Here is a 2,902-nt window from a genome sequence, read left to right as displayed (position 1 = left end):
TCCCATGGAATACACGACCCATCCGATGACCCCTGCAAAAATGAGCAGCAGCGGTAGTAGATGCTGTCCGGCAAGCGTGAAGAAGGTCCATTTTCCGTTCGTGATCACAAGTACTGCCCCAGCCAGCGCGATCACCATACTGACCAGCGTATATTTCGGAGGCATTTTACGGGTCATGACCCATATCATCGCAATCGAGATCATCGGCATCAGAACTTCCATAATAGAAGCCACAATGGTACCTGCTGCTCCCATCCAGTGTTGTCCCTGGAAAACGGCCATATTATAAATGGTAAATCCCATCGTACCGAAGAACAGCAATGTCTTGCCCTTGCCCTCAAAGCGAAAAGCAGCTCGTCCCTCTTTGAGCCACAACAGCACGATCAGGATGAGCGTAACCGAAAAATAACGTAAAAATGAAAAGTACAGCGGATTGACTTGTTGTAAGGCAATGTGCGAAACCGGAAACATGGCCCCCCAGGACATACTGGCGATCAGACACAATAAAGATCCGGTCATGATTTGTCTATTCATGGTGAAAAAAAGCTCCTCCTTGCCGGCCTCAGCGGACATATCTTATGGACACATCATAAAGGATGGGAAGCTAATGGTAAAATGATTGAAAATAAACATTATGATCATTTAAAATGATCATAAGTGACAAGGCGCGTCAATTTTGACGGCCTTGCCCTTCATATTTAAGGGGGAGCAGTAGTGGATTTGAACGATTTGAATATTTTCCAGACCGTAGCCGCTCATGGCAGTGTCAGCAAGGCGGCAGCCGAGCTTAGCTATGTTCAGTCCAATGTGACGGCCAGAATCAAGCTGCTGGAAAAGGAGCTGCAAACGCCTTTATTTTATAGACATAAACGGGGCATGATCCTCAATGCGGAGGGAAAGCGTCTGCTACAATATACGAAAAGCATTTTGTCGCAATTTGAAGAGATGAAGCATGCGTTTCAGAGCACCTCTGCACCTTCGGGAGTGCTGGAGATTGGCATTGTGGAGACGGTGGTTGCATTACCTTCGATTTTGCATGCTTACTACAGCCACTACCCCGATGTTGAGCTGTCACTAAAGGCCGGGGTTACTGAACATCTGGTGCAGGAGGTTGCAGAAATGAGGCTGGATGGAGCCTTTGTGACCGGACCGGTGAAGCATCCCCTCATTGAACAGTTTGATGTCTTTCAGGAAAAGCTGGTCCTCGTTTCCCAGGGAGATGACTTTTCCATAGAGGATATTACAACCCGCCCGCTTCTTTTATATAAAAAAGGGTGCGGGTACCGGGAGCGCCTGGAAACCTGGCTCAAGATGGAGGGGATTATCCCCAAGCAGATTATGGAGTTTGGAACGTTTGAGACGATTGTCGGCAGCGTGGCGGCGGGCATCGGTATGACCGTTTTCCCCGAGTCTTCGATCAGCGGGCTGAAGGCCCAGGGACATGTGCATTGTCATGCGCTGCCAGAGCCGTACAATGAAGTGACAACGGTGTTTATCCGTCGTAAGGAAGCTTATGTTACCAGTACTTTGCAGTCCTTTATCAATGAAATTATCGCGCAAATACAGGCGTAGCTTTATCGCCGGTGCTCGGGTACAATGAGAAGGATTTAATCTCATTTCTACTTCCTGAAGGAGGGCTATTATGTTCACAATATATCCGGCTGCTTCCCGATTCAGCTTCGATAAGGGCTGGCTGCGGGGAAGTCACAGCTTTTCATTCGCGGAGTATCAGGATGAGAACAATACAGCGTTTGGTCCTATGCGTGTCTGTAATGACGATGTCATTGCACCGGGAAGAGGCTTTGGGGCACATCCGCACAGTGACATGGAGATTGTCTCCATCGTGTTGCATGGAGAGCTGCGTCATGAGGACAATCGTGGACATGTGGCGGTGACTCATTTTGGAGGCATTCAGCGAATGTCAGCGGGTCGCGGCATCATCCATACGGAGCACAATGCTTCGCAAACGGAGGATGTCAGTTTGCTGCAATTGTGGTTTAGCCCGCACACGAGAGGGCTGGAGCCATCCTATGAGGCTACAGCGTTCAACCCTGAGCGATTGCACGGCCAGCTTTTGCCCGTCGTTGCCGGAAAGCAAGCTCAAGGCACGGAGGGTGAAATCGCTGCCATCCATCAGGATTTGACGATTTATTTGAGCAAGCTTCAGCCTGGAGAGCGTGTAGAATTCACACAAGCTGAGGGACGGCGTGTGTTCTTGTTCATCATCGAAGGCTCACTGCGTGTGAACGGTGAACATATTCTGCGAGGGCGTGATTCGGCCCGGATTGAGCAGGAACCCAAGCTGTCACTGGAGGCACAGGAGCCTGTATTTTATATGCTGATTGATTTACCTTAAAAGGAGGTGCGCGCAATGGCGCAGCAGGAAACTTGGCTGATCAAGCATGCCGTCACGGGTCGTAGCTTTGCTGACAGCCGCAAGCAGGCTTTCGATTGTCGCTTGGATACGACGGATGGCCTCTTTCGCTTCACACTTCAAGAGCTGCCGCGTGAGACGGCAGAGACGATTGTACGATATCGCGAAGAGCTGAACGTATTTCGTTTTGTAACGCCGGAGGAACAATCCATTGTGAAGCATTGGTACTACGTTACCCCGGAAAGCGTAAAATATAATGATCAGACAGATGAGCTTACGCTCGAAGCTAATTCTGAGATTGAATACCATCCCGAGGAGTATTGGGGAGATTAATCCTTTTTTATAGGGCTGTCCCGGTAAGGTGCGAATGTGAAGCTCACATAAAAAACCCGGGTCCTTCGCACCTCGAAATTTGTCGAAAAAGGATTGAGAGGGGTGTTGGCGATAAAATTCAATGTTAATCCATCCCTTTTCGGCATCGTTTATTACGAGAATGCGTGAAATTGATACCATTAGGGTATGGTTTAC

General features: G+C 49.1%; 4 protein-coding genes. 3 read left to right on the top strand and 1 reads right to left on the bottom strand.

Going from position 1 to position 2,902, the window contains the following annotated elements:
• Positions 1-534 (bottom strand): DMT family transporter (locus tag L693_RS0113895; protein ID WP_025717776.1); only part of this gene is annotated, 534 nt, incomplete at its 3' end.
• 180 nt (positions 535-714) lie between these two features.
• Here L693_RS0113895 and L693_RS0113890 point away from each other — a divergent pair.
• From L693_RS0113890 to L693_RS0113880, 3 genes are all read left to right on the top strand, one after another.
• Positions 715-1,572: a LysR family transcriptional regulator gene (locus L693_RS0113890; RefSeq protein WP_025717775.1), complete on the top strand. Its 858-nt coding sequence runs from the start codon at positions 715-717 to the stop codon at positions 1,570-1,572.
• Between the two features lie 70 nt (positions 1,573-1,642).
• Positions 1,643-2,356, top strand: a complete 714-nt coding sequence (locus tag L693_RS0113885) for a pirin family protein (protein WP_025717774.1) — start codon at positions 1,643-1,645, stop codon at positions 2,354-2,356.
• Between the two features lie 15 nt (positions 2,357-2,371).
• Entirely contained in the window at positions 2,372-2,707 is a 336-nt protein-coding gene (locus tag L693_RS0113880) for a hypothetical protein (RefSeq protein WP_025717773.1), read from the top strand.
• Positions 2,708-2,902 lie beyond the last annotated feature (195 nt).

The organism is Paenibacillus sp. 1-18, from assembly GCF_000520755.1.
GTDB classification, from domain to species: domain Bacteria; phylum Bacillota; class Bacilli; order Paenibacillales; family Paenibacillaceae; genus Paenibacillus; species Paenibacillus brasilensis.
Note: the sequence above shows the minus strand (reverse complement) of the source record. Positions and strands in the feature narration are given on the sequence as shown.